Here is a 16,009-nt window from a genome sequence, read left to right as displayed (position 1 = left end):
TCTTGAAATGAGATAAATCAAATGAAAATTATACATTGGTTTCCGCAGACGCATTGCCGGATACTGCGCGCTATCTTCTTCCCGTGATGAAAAAATCATGAACCAACAAAACGTCCACCCGGGCCTCAGCCCGGCGCTGACCGTGCTGATCGCCATCGCTACCGGCCTGGCGGTCGCCAGCAACTATTACGCGCAGCCGCTGCTGGAAACCATCGCCACCGGCTTCAATCTGTCGGTCAACCAGGCCGGCTTTATCGTTACCGCCGCGCAGCTCGGTTACGCCACCGGCCTGCTGCTGCTGGTGCCGCTCGGCGATATGTTCGAGCGCCGCGGGCTGATCGTTTTCATGACGCTGCTGGCCGCCGGGGGCATGCTGATCACCGCCACCTCCGCCACGCTGCCGATGATGATCCTCGGCACCGCGCTCACCGGGCTGTTCTCGGTGGTGGCGCAGATCCTGGTGCCGCTGGCCGCCACGCTGGCTCACCCGGAAAAGCGCGGCAAGACCGTCGGCATCATCATGAGCGGCCTGCTGCTTGGCATCCTGCTGGCGCGCGCTGCCGCGCTATAAGCAGCACTCCGGGCTGAACTACCCGCAGCTGCTGGCCTCGATCTTCAGCCTGTTCTGCCGCACGCCGCTGCTGCGCACCCGCGCCATCCTCGGCGCCCTGTCGTTCGCCAACTTCAGCGTGCTCTGGACCTCCATGGCCTTTCTGCTCGCCGCGCCGCCGTTCAACTACTCCGAGGGGGTGATCGGGCTGTTCGGCCTGGTGGGCGCCGCCGGGGCGCTGGCCGCTTCGCGCGCCGGGCATCTGGCGGACAAGGGCAAGGCCGGGCTGACCACCACCGTCGGCCTGGTGCTGCTGCTGCTGTCATGGATACCCATCGCGTTGGCTAAACAATCGCTGTGGGCGCTGATCGCCGGCATCCTGATCCTCGATCTGGCGGTGCAGGCAGTACACGTCACCAACCAGAGCGTGATGTACCGCATCATGCCGGACGCGCGCAACCGCCTGACCGCCGGCTACATGACCAGCTACTTTATCGGCGGCGCCCTCGGTTCACTGCTCTCCGCCTCGGCCTATCAGCATGCCGGCTGGTACGGCGTGGCCGCCGCCGGCGGGGTGTTATGCCTGCTCAACCTGCTGACCTGGTGGCTCGGCAAGCACCACGATCCGCAGGGGCCGGCGACAATCTGATTATCGTGCAAATAGTAACTTAAGAAATTTATTAGCGGTGCAGGGTATAAACATTACTTACTCTCTGGTAATGTTCTGGCCATAAACTATTGAAGTCCTATCTACCCTGCGACCCACAACCATGCAAAGCCAAGCTGCAGACAGCCTCAATCCGCCCGCCGTCAGCGCCACCTTCGCCAACGGCGTCGTCGACAGTTTGCCGATCGTCATCGGGTATGTCCCGGTAGCGTTCGCCTTCGGCCTCAGCGCCGTCAAACTGGGCTTTTCCCCGCTGGAAAGCATTTTCTTCTCCTGCATCATCTACGCCGGCGCCAGCCAGTTCGTGATCACCGCCCTGCTGAGCGCCGGAATGTCGCTGTGGGTCTCCGCGTTGACGGTGATGGCGATGGACGTGCGCCACCTGCTGTACGGCCCGGCGCTGCGTCACCGCATCGTCTCGCGCATGTCACCCGGCAAAACGGCGATGTGGGCCTTTGGCCTGACCGATGAAGTTTTCGCCGCCGCGACCGCCAGGCTGATGCGCAATAACCGCAGCTGGAGCGAAAACTGGATGCTGGGCATCGCGCTCTGTTCCTGGCTCTCCTGGGTGGCCGGCACCGCGCTCGGCGCGCTGTTCGGCAACGGCCCGCTGGAGCAGTTCCCGGTGATCGAAGCCTCGCTGGCCTTCATGCTGCCGGCGCTGTTTCTCAGCTTCCTGCTGGCCGCTTTCCGGCGCCCGCAGAGCCTGACTATCGCCGCCGCGCTGGCCGGCGCACTGCTCGGCGTGGTGCTGTTCTCCATTCCGGTCGCCATTTTGGCCGGCATCGGCGCCGGCTGCGTCGCCGCCCTGTTCCAGCCAGCCCCTGCGGAGGCCCCCCATGAACACTGATGTGCTGGCGATCGGTCTGGTGGTGGGCTGCGCCAATTACCTGTTCCGTTATCTGCCGCTGCGGCTGGCGCCGGCGCGCGCCCAGCCCGGCCTCAAACGCGGTAAAGCCGCCCTGCTGCTCGACAGCATCGGCATCGCCTCGATCTGCGCCCTGCTGGTGGTTTCCAGCACGCCGGTGGTGATGCGCGAACCGGACAAGCTGCTGCCGACGTTGGTGGGGTTCGCCGCGCTGGCGCTGTGCTTCTACCGCAGCAAAAGCATCATTCTGTCGACGCTGCTCGGCGCGACGGCCTTTGGCGTCACATTAAAGCTGTTAATGCTTTTCGGTCCGGGCTGACGCCGCTCCGATCGTTTGGCTTCACTTTGGCGTTTTCAGGCGCCACATCTTTACAAACACTGACAAATGACACGAATTGCTAAATTATCCGCACGGCTGAACATTTACATTATTAGTCACCGTCGTTACTATCTCGAACGAAATTAATGAGGCCCTAAATTATGGAAAGCTCGTTTGCCCCCATAGAACAAATGCTGAATTTCCGCGCCACGCGGCAGAAAGATTTCCCTTATCAGGAAATCCTGCTGACCCGCCTGTGCATGCACATGCAAGGCAAGCTGCTGGAAAACCGCAATAAGATGCTCAAGGCGCAGGGGATTAACGAAACACTGTTTATGGCGCTGATTACCCTGGATGCGCAGGAGAGCCACAGCATCCAACCTTCTGAGCTAAGCTCTGCCTTGGGCTCCTCGCGCACCAATGCGACCCGCATCGCCGATGAGCTGGAGAAACGCGGCTGGATCGAGCGCCGGGAAAGCGACAACGATCGCCGCTGCCTGCATCTGCATCTGACACCGCAGGGGGAAGAGTTTCTCAGTCAACTGCTGCCGCCGCAGCACCAATGTCTGCATTTCCTGTGGTCCACGTTGACCGACGATGAGCAAAAACAGCTGGAACAGCTGACGCGCAAATTGCTGGCACGTCTGGATCAAATGGAAATCACAGAACAGTTACCCTAATTCACAATTTCTGTTCAGGTACCTATTATGCGATCCCCATTTAACTGGAGATTCACCCCGCTGTTCGCCGTGTTGCTGCTGGCCGGGTGTGCTTCGACCGATAATATTGCCCCGCAATCCACGCTGATGGATCCGCAGAGCCTGCAGTTGGCTCAGCCGAAAGTCAGTTCGCTGGCCGTCAGCCCGCAGTGGTGGCGCGCCCTCAAGGATCCGCAGTTGGATACCCTGATGACGCAAACGCTGCAAAGCTCGCCGACCCTGCGGCAGGCCGCCGCCCGCGTGCGCGAAGCGCAGAGCGTGGTGGGCGAAGCCAGCGCCGCCAACGGGCCGAACCTGGATCTGAACGCCAGCACCCAGCGCCAGCGCGTGCCGCAAAACGTCAATATGGGGTTGGGGTATCCGCATAAACCGATCTATTCAAGCTCCAACTCGCTGGGGTTGAACCTGGCGTACGAGTTCGACTGGTGGGGCAAATACCGCAACCAGGTGAACGCCGCCAAAGCGCAGGTCAACGCCGCGCGCGCCGAGCAGGAACAGGCGGCGCTGACGCTGACCAGCTCGGTGGCGTCCGCCTACTATCAGCTGCAGAGCAATCTGGCGCTCGAGAAGCTGCTGCAGCAGGAAGTGAACAACAATGAGCGCCTGACCGCGCTGCGCCAACAGCGCTATCAGGCCGGCCTGACCGGCGTCGACGTGCCGCAACAAACCCAGGCGCAGTCCGACGTCGCCAAGCAGCAGATCCTGCAGCTGCAGTCGCAGATCGAGCAGCTCCGGCACCAGCTCGCCGCGCTGGCGGGCCAGGGGCCGAACGCCATGCAGCACCTGCGTCAGGTGCCTTTGCCCGCAGACAACCTGATGGCGCCGCAGGGCGAGCTGACGGCGGATCTGCTGGGCAAACGCCCGGACATCGCCGCGCAACGCCAGCTGGTGGAGTCTTACAGCCAGCGCGTCAGCGCCGCACGTAAAGAGTTTTACCCCAGCCTGACCATTTCAGCCTTCGCCGGCCTGATGACCACCAATACCAGTGGCACCAGCCCGAATCTGTTTGAAGCGGCCAGCCAGGCCTGGAACGTGATGCCGGCGATTTCGCTGCCGATCTTCCACGCCGGGGCGCTGCGCAGCAAGCTGGGCGAGGAATCCGCGCTGTATGACGAAGCGGTGGAATCCTACAACCAAACCATCCTGAATGCGGTACAGGAAACCGCCGACGCCATCACCATCCAGCAGAGTTCTGCGCAACAGCAGCTGCAGGCGGCGTCCGCGGCCCAGTCGATGCAACAGGTGTATCAGGTCGCCAACGCCCGTTACCAGGCAGGGATTATCGGGCGCGACGATCTGTTGACCAGCCAGACGCAGCTATTGCAGCAGCAACAGGCGGAGTTGAATGCCAGCAGCAACTTACTGCAGGCGAAGATAGGACTGATCCGTGCGCTGGGCGGTGGCTATCAGGCCCCGGCCGCAGCGGATTCGAAAGCATAATAATATAAGGCTTGGAGAACACCATGAGCGCAAGCGCGGAAATCCAAAACCCGCAGCAGCCGAGCGGCAAAAAGAAGCAGCGTAAATTTTGGCTGCTGTTGCTGACGGTTATTTTCATTGTTATAGGGGTGGCTTACTTAGTGTATTGGTTCCTGGTGCTGCGTCATCACCAGGAAACCGACGACGCCTACGTCTCCGGCAACCAGGTGCAGATCATGGCCCAGGTGTCCGGCAGCGTGAACAGCGTCAATTTCGACAACACCGACTACGTCAAGCAGGGCGACGTGCTGCTGACGCTCGATCCGACCGATGCCGAGCAGGCGTTTGAACGCGCCAAGACCGGCCTGGCCAACAGCGTGCGCCAGACCCACCAGCTGATCATCAACAGCAAGCAATATCAGGCCAACATCGCCCTGCGCAAGACCGATCTGAGCAAGGCCGAGAACGATCTGAAGCGCCGCGTGGTGCTGGGCAGCGTTGACGCCATCGGCCGCGAAGAGCTGCAACACGCTCGCGATGCGGTCGACAGCGCCAAGGCCGCGCTGGAAGTGGCGGTGCAGCAATACAACGCCAACCAGGCGATGGTGCTGAATACCCCGCTGGAACAGCAGCCGGCGATCCAACAGGCCGCCGCGCAGATGCGCGATGCCTGGCTGGCGCTGCAGCGTACCAAAGTGATTAGCCCCATTACCGGCTATGTCTCGCGCCGCAGCGTGCAGGTCGGCGCGCAGATCGCCGCCGGTTCGCCGCTGATGGCGGTGGTGCCGGCCGATCACATTTGGGTTGACGCCAACTTCAAGGAAACCCAGATCGCCAACATGCGCATCGGCCAGCCGGCGACGGTGGTCAGCGACGTCTACGGCGACGACGTGGTGTATCAGGGCAAAGTGGCCGGTATCGACATGGGCACCGGCAGCGCCTTCTCGCTGCTGCCGGCCCAGAACGCCACCGGCAACTGGATCAAAGTGGTGCAACGTCTGCCGGTGCGTATTGAGCTCGACGCCAAGCAGGTGGCCGACCATCCGCTGCGCATCGGTCTTTCTACGCTGGTGACCGTCGACACCGCCAACCTGGACGGCCGCGTGCTGGCCGACGTGGTGCGCGACAAACCGCTGTACCAGAGCGACGCGCTGGCCTTGAACCTGGCGCCGGTTAATCAGCTGATCGCCGACGTGATCCATGCGAACGCCGGCTAAGCGCGCGGGAGGCCATCTTGCCACAGAAACCGCTTGAAGGCGCCCAGCTCGCCTGGATGACGGTCGCGCTCGCCATGGCGACCTTCATGCAGGTGCTGGACTCCACCATCGCCAACGTGGCGATCCCCACCATTGCCGGTAACCTCGGGTCTTCCAACTCGCAGGGCACCTGGGTGATCACCTCGTTCGGCGTGGCGAACGCCATCTCGATCCCGATCACCGGCTGGCTGGCGAAGCGCATCGGCGAAGTGCGGCTGTTCCTCTGGTCCACCGCGCTGTTCGTCCTCGCCTCCTGGCTGTGCGGCATCTCCAACAGCCTCGGCATGCTGATCTTCTTCCGCGTGATCCAGGGCGTGGTGGCCGGGCCGCTGATCCCGCTGTCGCAGAGCCTGTTGCTGAACAACTACCCGCCCGCCAAGCGGGCGATGGCCCTGGCGCTTTGGTCGATGACCGTTATCGTCGCGCCGATCTTCGGGCCGATCCTCGGCGGTTACATCAGCGACAACTACCATTGGGGCTGGATCTTCTTCATCAACATCCCGATCGGCGCCTTCGTGATCGTGGCGGCGATGGCGACGCTGAAGGGGCGAGAAACCAAAACCGAGATCAAACCGATCGACACCGTCGGCCTGGTGCTGCTGATCGTCGGCATCGGTTCGCTGCAGGTGATGCTCGATCAGGGCAAGGAGCTGGACTGGTTCAACTCGACCGAGATCATCACCCTCACCGTCGTGGCGGTGGTGGCGTTGCTGTTCCTGGTGGTCTGGGAGCTGACGGACGACCATCCGGTGGTGGATCTGTCGCTGTTCAAGTCGCGCAACTTCACCATCGGCTGCCTGTGCATCAGCCTGGCCTACATGCTGTACTTCGGCGCCATCGTGCTGTTGCCGCAGCTGCTGCAAGAGGTATACGGTTATACCGCCACCTGGGCGGGGCTGGCGTCGGCGCCGGTCGGGCTGATCCCGGTGCTGCTGTCGCCGATCATCGGTAAGTTCGGCAACCGGCTCGACATGCGCCGGCTGGTGACCTTCAGCTTCATCATGTATGCCGTGTGCTTCTACTGGCGCGCCTATACGTTTGAACCGGGCATGGACTTCGGCGCGTCCGCCTGGCCGCAGTTCGTTCAGGGCTTCGCCATCGCCTGCTTCTTCATGCCGTTGACCACCATCACGCTGTCCGGCCTGCCGCCGGAACGCATGGCGGCGGCGTCGAGCCTGTCGAACTTCACGCGGACGCTGGCGGGTTCGATCGGCACCTCGATCACCACCACCCTGTGGACGCAGCGCGAATCGCAGCACCATTCGCAGCTGACGGAGTTCGTCAATCCGTACAACCCGCAGTCGCAGGAGATGTACCGGCAGCTGGAGCAGCTCGGCATGAGCAAGCAGCAGGCGTCGGCCTACATCGCCAACGAGATCACCGCGCAAGGCCTGATCATCTCCGCCAACGAGATCTTCTGGCTGTCGGCCGGGGTATTCCTGGTGCTGCTGGCGCTGGTGTGGGTGGCGAAACCGCCGTTCAGCTCCGGCGGCGGTGGGGGCGGCGGCGCTCACTAAGCTTCAATAACGAAACGGGCGCCCTGGGGCGCCCGTTTTTTATCCGACGTAGAAAAGATTACGCCTGATTCTGACGCCACCAGTCCGCCAGCAGAATGCCGGTCGCCACGGAAACGTTCAGGCTTTCCACCTTGCCTGTGCCGCCGATCGAGACGTTCATGTCGCCCTGCTGCCAGGCGCTGTCGCTCAGACCGTCGCGTTCCTGGCCCAGCACCAGCACCATCTTGGCCGGCAGCTTGGCCTGCGCCAGCGCGGTGCCTTTATGGCTGGAGGTGGTAACGATGGTGTAACCCGCCTTGCGGAAGGTATCCAGCACCGACAGGAAATCGTCGGCGTTGATCGCCTTGATATGCTCAGCGCCGCCTTCTGCGGTACGCACCGCCGCGCCGGACTCCAGCAGCGCCGGATCCTGCAGCAGCACGCCGTTGACGCCGAAGTGGGCGCACGAACGAACGATGGCGCCCAGGTTATGCGGGTTGCCTACTTCTTCCAGCGCCAGCACGCAGTCGGTCGCAGGTGCGCTTTTCAGGTAAGTTTGCGCGTCCAGACCCTGACGTTTTTTGATCAGGAAGCACACGCCGCCGTGGTGCTCGGTGCCGGAAGCCTTGGCCAGCTCTTCCTCATCCACCACGTGGTAAGCCTTGCGGTTGGCCGCCATCCAGCGCAGCGCTTCGCGGAAGCGCGGGGTGACCGACTGCACGAACCAGGCGCGCACGATCGCTTCCGGGCGGCTGGCGAACAGCGCCTGACAGGCGTTTTCACCGTAAACGCGGGTTTCTTCCGCGCGCTGGCGGCGCAGTTGCTCAGGATCGATAAAGCTTTTGCCGCTGATGCCGCCGTGATCGAACGCCGGCTCTTCATTCGGCGCGCGCGAGACGGTTCTCCACGGCGACTCGTTGCCGCCGCGATCTTCAGAGCGCGCCGGACGGCGAGGACGATCGCTTTCACTGCGGCGGGAGTCGGCGCCGCGGCGATCGTTGCCGCCGCGCGCCTTGTCTTGACCGGTGCGGCCTGAGCGCGCACCGTCAGCCGGACGGCCTTTGCCGGCCGGACGTTTATTCTTGTTGCGGTCGTCGCCGTTGTCGTCGTCACTGCGGACGTACATCACTTTGACTTTACCGTTCTTGCCACTAAATGAATCGTTCATTGTCTTCTCCACCAACGCGCAGGGCGCGAAGATTACCTGATGTTGGTGCACGAAGCCACCAACTTGCGCTAAAAGCTCCCAACTATCACATCCATTGAACAAACCTCATTGTTCATGCGCCGGGTTTTGCCGATAATTGTCAGCATTAAAGAAACATCTCCGCAACCGCGTTGCGGGGACCATGCTTTCTCTGTACCCGAGGTCAACATGAATACAGTTTGTGCAGCTTGCAATGCCACCAACCGCGTGCCGGAAGAGCGTCTGGCGGACAACGCGAAATGCGGCCGCTGCGGCCATGAGCTCTTCGACGGTGAAGTGATCAACGCCACCGCCGCCACGCTGGACCAGTTGCTGCAGGACGATCTGCCGGTCGTGGTCGATTTCTGGGCGCCGTGGTGCGGCCCGTGCCGCAGCTTTGCGCCGATCTTTGAAGACGTGGCCGAAGAGCGCGCCGGCAAAGTGCGCTTCGTGAAAGTGAACACCGAAGCCGAGCCGGAGCTGAGCGCCCGTTTCCGCATCCGCAGCATCCCGACCATCATGGTGTTCCGTCAGGGCAAAATGGTCGATATGCTCAACGGCGCGATGCCGAAAGCGCCGTTTGACAACTGGCTCAACGAGTTAGTGTGATTCGGCAAGTATAGGCCGTATCCCGCCATCGCGCGCGAACGTGCCGCGATCGAGCCCGCCCCTCCCGGCGGGCTTTTTTCTGCGTTACAATGGCGGTTTTTCCCCAGGATCGTTATGACCGACAACGCCGTACTTCGCCTGCGCCAATTCCGTTTAGACCGCGCCACCCGCCCTTTTCTGGCGCGCGGTTGCCGGGTGGCGCGTTGTCAGGGTTGCCTGCTACCGCATAAAAACTGCCTGTGCGACACCATTCGCCCGCAGCAGGCCGGCAGCCGTTTCTGCCTGATCATGTTCGGCGCCGAGCCGCTCAAGCCCAGCAACACCGGCCGCCTGATCGCCGATATCCTGCCGGACACCCAGGCGTTTCTCTGGTCACGCACCGAGATCGATCCGGCCCTGCTGGCGGCCATCAACGATCCGGCGCGGCAGCCTTATGTGGTGTTCCCCGCTTCCTACGCCGACGCCGAACGGCCGGTGTTCAGCGAGCTGCCCGCCGGCGGCAAACCGCCGCTGTTCATCATGCTGGACGGCACCTGGGCGGAAGCGCGCAAAATGTTCCGTAAAAGCCCGTACCTCAATCAATTCCCGGTGTTTTCCCTCAACGTCGACGCGGCATCGGACTACCAGTTGCGCGAAGCCAGCCGCACCGAGCAACACTGCACGGCGGAAGTGGCCGCCGCCCTGCTGCAACAGGCGGGCGATCTGCCGGCCGCCGACGGATTGAATCAGCATTTCCGCTATTTCCGTCAACAGTATCTGGCGGGAAAACCGACCCGGCCGGAGGCACCGGTCACAGCAATGTAGCCAGAAAGCGCCTAAAATCAGGCGTAACGTTGCCAAAAGGAGCCGTGCATGAGCCAGCGAGGGTTAGAAGCGCTACTACGTCCCAAATCGATCGCCGTGCTGGGCGCGTCGCAGCAGCCCGGCCGCGCCGGCAACCTGATGATGAGCAACCTGCTGGCCGGCGGTTTCGGCGGGCCCATCTTGCCGGTCACGCCGCGCTACAAGGCGGTATGCGGCGTGATGGCCTACCCCGACGTCGCCAGCCTGCCGCTGACGCCGGATCTGGCGATCATCTGCACCCACGCCAAACGCAATCTGGCGCTGATTGACGCGCTGGGCCAACGCGGCTGCAAAACCGCCATCGTGCTCTCTTCGCCGCCGGAACAGTTCGCCGAGCTGAAGGCCTGCGCACAGCGCTACGCCATGCGGCTGTTAGGGCCCAACAGCCTGGGGCTGCTGGCGCCGTGGCAGGGCATCAACGCCAGCTTCTCGCCGGTGCCGATCCAAAAGGGCAAGCTGGCGTTTATCTCGCAGTCCGCCGCCGTGGCCAACACCATTCTCGACTGGGCGCAGCAGCGCGAAGTCGGTTTCTCCTACTTCATCGCGCTGGGCGACAGCCTGGATATCGACGTCGACGACCTGCTCGACTTTTTGGCGCGCGACAGCAAGACCAGCGCCATCCTGCTGTATCTGGAAAACATCAGCGACGCACGGCGCTTTCTCTCCGCCTCGCGCAGCGCCTCACGCAACAAGCCCATTCTGGTGATCAAAAGCGGCCGCAGCCAACAGGCGCAGCTGCTGCTCAACAGCCAGCTGGGGCTGGACGCCGCCTATGACGCCGCCATCCAGCGCGCCGGCCTGCTGCGCGTGCAGGATACCCACGAGCTGTTCTCGGCGGTGGAAACCCTCAGCCATATGCATCCGCTGCGCGGCGAGCGGCTGATGATCGTCAGCAACGGGGCAGCGCCGGCGGCGATGGCGCTGGACGAACTGCTCGGACGCAACGGCAAGCTGGCCACGCTGAGCGATGAGAGCCTGGCAACATTGAGCGACACGCTGCCGGATTTCATCCGCGCCGGCAATCCGCTCGACCTGCGCGATGACGCCACGCCGCAGCGCTTCCTGGCGGCAATCGAAGCGCTGCTCGACAGCCACGACTATGACGCGCTGCTGTTGATCCACGCGCCGAGCGCGGCGGCGCCGGGCACCGCCACGGCGGAACGGCTGATCGACGCGCTGCATCGCCATGCGCGCGGCAAGCGCATCACGTTGCTGACCAACTGGTGCGGCGAATACTCTTCGCAAGAGGCGCGCCGGCTGTTTACCGAGGCCGCCATTCCCACCTACCGCACCCCGGAAGGCGCGGTGACCGCCTTTATGCATATGGTGGAATACCGCCGCAATCAGAAGCAGCTGAAAGAGACGCCGGCGCTGCCGATCGGCCTGACCGCCAACACCGCCGACGCCCACCGGTTGATCCATCAGGCGCTGGCCGAAGGCGCCACCCAGCTGGATACCCACGAGGTGCAATCCATTCTGCAGGCCTATGACCTGAGCACCCTGCCGACCTGGATCGCCGAAGACAGCGCCGAAGCGGTACACATCGCCGAACAGATCGGCTACCCGGTGGCGCTGAAGCTGCGTTCGCCGGATATCCCGCACAAATCGGAAGTTCAGGGCGTCATGCTCTACCTGCGCACCGCGACCGAAGTGCAGCGCGCGGCGGAGGCGATCCTCGACCGCGTGAAGCGCACCTACCCCCAGGCACGCATTCACGGCCTGCTGGTGCAGAGCATGGCCAACCGTGCCGGCGCCCAGGAGCTGCGCATCGCGGTGGAGCAGGATGCGATTTTCGGCCCGCTGATCATGCTGGGCGAAGGCGGCGTGGAGTGGCGCCAGGAAAATCAGGTGGCGGTCGCGCTGCCGCCGCTGAACATGGCGCTGGCGCGTTATCTGGTGCTGCAGGCGGTGAAAGGCGGCAAGATCCGCGGCCGCAGCGCGCTGCGCCCTTTGGATATCCCCGGGCTGAGCCGCCTGCTGGTGCAGGTCTCCAACCTGATCCTCGACTGCCCGGAGATCGCCCGGCTGGATATTCACCCGGTGCTGGCCTCCGGCAGCGAATTCACCCTGCTGGACGTTTCGATGCAGCTCGCGCCGTTCAGCGGCGATCCGCAGGCGCGGCTGGCGATTCGCCCTTATCCGCATGAGCTGGAAGAAACCATCGCGTTGAAAGACGGCAGCCAATGCCTGTTCCGCCCGATCCTGCCGGAAGACGAGCCGGCGCTGAAGCATTTTATCGATCGGGTGACCAAGGAAGACCTCTATTATCGCTACTTCAGCGAGATCAACGAGTTTACCCATGACGATTTGGCCAACATGACGCAGATCGACTACGATCGAGAAATGGCCTTTGTGGCGGTGCGCGCAGACGAGATCATCGGCGTGACCCGCGCGCTGTCCGATCCGGACAACACCGACGCCGAATTCGCCGTGCTGGTGCGTTCCGACCTGAAAGGCCTGGGTCTGGGCCGCCAGCTGCTGGAGAAAATGATCGCCTATGCGCGCGCCCATGGCCTGACCCGTCTGAGCGGCATCACCATGCCGAATAACCGCGGCATGATCGCGTTGGCGCAGCGGCTGGGCTTTGGCATTGAGGTGCAGCTTGAGGACGGCATCGTCAATCTGACGCTGCCGCTGCAGGCCGCCGACGCGCAGTGACCTGCGTCGCAATGCGCTACGAATCCACCACTTAACGCCAAAACATACGCACAATCGAGGCAACTAATGGTATTATCGCCCGATTATTCGGTTTAATGTTTTTATGCCTGTGGCGTTCCGGCCATCAATCATGAGAGAAGAAACGCACTGTGATGTTGTCAAAATTTAAACGTAGCAAACATCAACAACACCTTGCACAACTGCCCAAACTCCCCCAGACGGTTGCTGATGTTCGTACGTTGTACGCGCCGTCCGATTTTCGCACCACGCTGCTGGACGCCATCGCCAACGCTACCCAACGCATCTATCTGGTGGCCCTGTATCTGGAGCATGACGACGCCGGGCGCGAGATCCTCAACGCGCTGTATCAAGCCAAGCAGCGGCGGCCCGAGCTGGAAATCTGCGTGCTGGTCGACTGGCACCGCGCACAGCGCGGCCGCATCGGTGCCGCCGCCGCCAATACCAACGCCGACTGGTACTGCGCCATGGCCGGCCAACATCCCGAGCAGTCGGTGCCTATCTACGGCGTGCCGGTCAATACCCGCGAAGCGTTGGGCGTACTGCACCTGAAGGGCTTTGTGGTCGACGATACCGTGATCTACAGCGGCGCCAGCATCAACGACGTTTATCTGCATCAGCATGAGAAATACCGTTACGATCGCTACCAGCTGATCACCAACGAGGTGTTGGCCGATACCCTGATCGATTACATCAAGCAGCATCTGCTCACCGCCGGCGCCGTACAGCGCCTCGATCGCAGCGATCGGCCGAAAAGCCCGGAGATCAAAAACGAGACCCGCCTGTTCCGTTTCGCCCTTCGCCGCGCCGGCTATCACTTCCGCGGCAAGGCCGGCAACGATGAGTTGGCGGTGACGCCGCTGGTTGGGCTTGGCAAGCAAAGCGTGCTGAATAAAACCATTCATCACCTGATGTCGTGCGCCGACCAGAAACTGACGCTATGCACCCCTTATTTCAACCTGCCGGCGCTGCTGGTGCGCAATATCATTTATCTGCTGCGTCAGGGCAAACAGGTGGAGATCATCGTCGGCGACAAGACCGCCAACGACTTCTATATTCCGGAAGACCAGCCGTTCAAAATCATCGGCGCGCTGCCCTACCTGTACGAGATCAACCTGCGCCGTTTTCTGAGCCGCTTGCAGCGCTATATCGACACCGGGCAGCTGATCGTGCGTCTGTGGAAGGATGGCGATAACAGCTATCATCTGAAAGGCATGTGGGTTGACGAAGAGTGGCAGCTGATTACCGGCAATAATCTCAACCCGCGCGCCTGGCGGTTGGATCTGGAAAACGCCATTCTGATCCACGATCCCAAGCAGGAAATGCGCGAGCAGCGGCAAACAGAACTGGAGTGCATCCGCACTCACACCACCGTGGTCGGCCATTATCAGGAGCTGCAAAGCATTCAGCAGTACCCGATCAAGGTGCGCAAACTGATTCGCCGTCTGCGGCGTATCCGCATCGATCGGTTGATTAGCCGTATCCTGTAAGATCTACTCTGACCCCGGCCAAGGCCGGGGTTTTTATTACAGCTGTATTTCCTTGCCTTTACGATGCAGCCGGAGCGAGACCAGCAACGCCAGCAGGCACATGCCGGAAACATACCAGAAGAAGGCATTTTCCACGCCGAACGATTTAAGCGACAGCGCGACATATTCCGCCGAACCGCCGAACAAGGCATTCGCTACCGCATAAGACAAGCCCACCCCTAACGCGCGCACCTCCGGCGGGAACATCTCGGCTTTAAGCAGCCCGCTGATCGAGGTGTAAAAGCTGACAACGAACAGCGCCAGTACGATCAGGCCGAACGCCATAAAGGGGTTGCTCACCCCTTTCAGGGCGAACAGGATCGGCACCGTCAACAGGGTGGCCAATGCCGAGAAGATCAGCATCGAGCTGCGACGGCCGATTTTGTCCGAGAACGCGCCTGCCGCCGGCTGCAGCAGCATGAAGACGAACAGCGCGGCGGTCATGATGGCGCTGGCCAGCTTGGCGTCCATACCGGCGGTGTTCACCAGATATTTCTGCATATAGGTGGTAAAAGTGTAAAAGGTCAGTGAACCGGCGGCGGTAAAGCCCAACACCATCACAAACGCCTTGCGGTTTTTCCATAGCCCCGTCAGCGAACCGGCATCTTGGTGGTTACGTGTTTTCGCATCGGAGGTTTCATTCAGCGAACGGCGCAGATACAACGCCACCACCGCCAACACGGCCCCCAAGGCAAACGGAATGCGCCATCCCCAGGCCTTCAGCTCTTCGCCGGACAATATCTGCTGCAGGATCACCAATACCAGCAGCGCCAGCAGTTGCCCGCCGATCAGCGTGACATACTGGAACGATGCGTAGAAGCCGCGCCTCCCCTTGATTGCCACCTCGCTCATGTAGGTGGCGCTGGTACCGTACTCGCCGCCCACAGACAGCCCCTGGAACAATCGCGCGATCAGCAGCAGCGCCGGCGCCCAGCTGCCGATCGACTCATACGTCGGCAGACAGGCGATCACCAGCGATCCGGCGCACATCATGCAGACCGAAAGCAGCATTGAGTTTTTTCGGCCGTGTTTATCGGCAATGTAGCCGAACAGCCAGCCGCCGATCGGCCGCATAAAGAAGCCGGCGGCGAACACACCGGCAGTTTGCAGCAGTTGTGTCGTGCTGTTGCCCGCCGGAAAAAATGAGGCTGCAAAGTAGATTGAGCAGAAGGAGTAAACATAAAAATCAAACCACTCCACCAGATTGCCTGATGAAGCCCCGACGATGGCAAAAATGCGTTTTTTGTTATCCAGCGCCCCCTGTTCGACGCCGCGTTCATCCTCAAGAACCGAGGTTGTTTCTGTCATGGTATTTTCTCCGAGCCATAGCAATGATGAAATTCGGCGTCCTGCCGCTCTGGTTGTTACTTTATTGTTATTTATAAGTTAACAGCCAAACTTAATAGCGGACGAAGAATATCTGGCGTTTGGAGGGACAATGCGCGGAATTTGTGATGAATATTAAACCGCACGCTGAAAGCTGAAGCGGATTGCAACGGGGATTTTCCGTTTTACGCATAGCAAAAAGCCCTGAACTGATGTTCAGGGCTTTCGGCTTTGTTTGATGCCTGGCAGTGTCCTACACAATTCGTCTCATCCTGAGACTCTCCCCTCCGGGGCCGCCGCGAGCGGCGTTAAGGCCCGTTCCCGACGGGCCTTTCGCATGCCCATGCTCGTGCAGAACGCCAGATAACAGACAAAACAAAAAGCCCCATGCTTTCGCATGAGGCTTGTTGTTTTATTTGATGCCTGGCAGTGTCCTACTCTCGCATGGGGAGACCCCACACTACCATCGGCGCTACGGCGTTTCACTTCTGAGTTCGGCATGGGGTCAGGTGGGACCACCGCGCTATTGCCGCCAGGCAAATTCTG

The 16,009-nt window shown here is 61.6% G+C and carries 12 protein-coding genes, 1 rRNA gene and 1 pseudogene; 11 read left to right on the top strand and 3 right to left on the bottom strand.

All coding sequences use genetic code 11. From position 1 onward, the window contains the following. Nucleotides 1–97: 97 nt before the first annotated feature. From REA38_RS17020 to emrB, 7 genes and pseudogenes are all read left to right on the top strand, one after another. Nucleotides 98–1,199: pseudogene (locus REA38_RS17020) on the top strand (MFS transporter). Between the two features lie 121 nt (nucleotides 1,200–1,320). Beyond that, complete coding sequence (locus REA38_RS17015; RefSeq protein ID WP_033649769.1) at nucleotides 1,321–2,067, top strand: AzlC family ABC transporter permease; 747 nt, start codon at nucleotides 1,321–1,323, stop codon at nucleotides 2,065–2,067. Further along, nucleotides 2,057–2,404, top strand: coding sequence for an L-valine transporter subunit YgaH (gene ygaH, locus REA38_RS17010; protein ID WP_033649768.1), 348 nt, complete (start codon nucleotides 2,057–2,059; stop codon nucleotides 2,402–2,404). Before REA38_RS17015 ends, ygaH begins: the two co-directional genes overlap by 11 nt. A 161-nt stretch (nucleotides 2,405–2,565) precedes the next feature. Next, nucleotides 2,566–3,084 carry a transcriptional repressor MprA gene (gene mprA / locus REA38_RS17005; protein ID WP_004928879.1) on the top strand — a complete coding sequence of 173 codons (519 nt, stop codon included), beginning with the start codon at nucleotides 2,566–2,568 and terminating at the stop codon, nucleotides 3,082–3,084. A gap of 27 nt (nucleotides 3,085–3,111) precedes the next feature. Further along, nucleotides 3,112–4,563, top strand: a complete 1,452-nt coding sequence (locus tag REA38_RS17000) for an efflux transporter outer membrane subunit (protein WP_033635706.1) — start codon at nucleotides 3,112–3,114, stop codon at nucleotides 4,561–4,563. A gap of 23 nt (nucleotides 4,564–4,586) precedes the next feature. Then, the gene (emrA, locus tag REA38_RS16995) at nucleotides 4,587–5,759 is read left to right on the top strand and encodes a multidrug efflux MFS transporter periplasmic adaptor subunit EmrA (RefSeq protein WP_033649764.1); all 1,173 of its coding nucleotides are present in this window, start codon (nucleotides 4,587–4,589) and stop codon (nucleotides 5,757–5,759) included. Between the two features lie 17 nt (nucleotides 5,760–5,776). Beyond that, nucleotides 5,777–7,315 carry a multidrug efflux MFS transporter permease subunit EmrB gene (gene emrB / locus REA38_RS16990; RefSeq protein WP_033635708.1) on the top strand — a complete coding sequence of 513 codons (1,539 nt, stop codon included), beginning with the start codon at nucleotides 5,777–5,779 and terminating at the stop codon, nucleotides 7,313–7,315. Nucleotides 7,316–7,373: 58 nt separating this feature from the next. Here emrB and REA38_RS16985 read toward each other — a convergent pair whose 3' ends face one another. Then, nucleotides 7,374–8,462, bottom strand: a complete 1,089-nt coding sequence (locus tag REA38_RS16985) for a tRNA/rRNA methyltransferase (protein WP_015378876.1) — start codon at nucleotides 8,460–8,462, stop codon at nucleotides 7,374–7,376. A 207-nt stretch (nucleotides 8,463–8,669) separates the two neighbouring features. Between REA38_RS16985 and trxC the strand changes: the two genes are divergently transcribed. From trxC to pssA, 4 genes are all read left to right on the top strand, one after another. Continuing rightward, the gene (trxC, locus tag REA38_RS16980) at nucleotides 8,670–9,089 is read left to right on the top strand and encodes a thioredoxin TrxC (protein ID WP_004928868.1); all 420 of its coding nucleotides are present in this window, start codon (nucleotides 8,670–8,672) and stop codon (nucleotides 9,087–9,089) included. Nucleotides 9,090–9,203: 114 nt separating this feature from the next. Next, complete coding sequence (locus REA38_RS16975; RefSeq protein ID WP_308886280.1) at nucleotides 9,204–9,893, top strand: tRNA-uridine aminocarboxypropyltransferase; 690 nt, start codon at nucleotides 9,204–9,206, stop codon at nucleotides 9,891–9,893. Between the two features lie 48 nt (nucleotides 9,894–9,941). After that, nucleotides 9,942–12,590, top strand: coding sequence for a bifunctional acetate--CoA ligase family protein/GNAT family N-acetyltransferase (locus tag REA38_RS16970; RefSeq protein WP_308886279.1), 2,649 nt, complete (start codon nucleotides 9,942–9,944; stop codon nucleotides 12,588–12,590). A 152-nt stretch (nucleotides 12,591–12,742) separates the two neighbouring features. Next, the gene (gene pssA, locus REA38_RS16965) at nucleotides 12,743–14,098 is read left to right on the top strand and encodes a CDP-diacylglycerol--serine O-phosphatidyltransferase (protein WP_033649759.1); all 1,356 of its coding nucleotides are present in this window, start codon (nucleotides 12,743–12,745) and stop codon (nucleotides 14,096–14,098) included. 36 nt (nucleotides 14,099–14,134) lie between these two features. Here pssA and REA38_RS16960 read toward each other — a convergent pair whose 3' ends face one another. Together REA38_RS16960 and rrf are read right to left on the bottom strand one after the other, a co-directional pair. Then, entirely contained in the window at nucleotides 14,135–15,445 is a 1,311-nt protein-coding gene (locus tag REA38_RS16960) for an MFS family transporter (protein ID WP_033654343.1), read from the bottom strand. Nucleotides 15,446–15,884: 439 nt separating this feature from the next. Then, nucleotides 15,885–16,000: ribosomal RNA gene (rrf, locus tag REA38_RS16955) — 5S ribosomal RNA — on the bottom strand. Nucleotides 16,001–16,009 lie beyond the last annotated feature (9 nt).

Source organism: Serratia sp. MF1(2023) (assembly GCF_030954545.1).
Taxonomy (GTDB): domain Bacteria; phylum Pseudomonadota; class Gammaproteobacteria; order Enterobacterales; family Enterobacteriaceae; genus Serratia; species Serratia sarumanii.
Note: the sequence above shows the minus strand (reverse complement) of the source record. Positions and strands in the feature narration are given on the sequence as shown.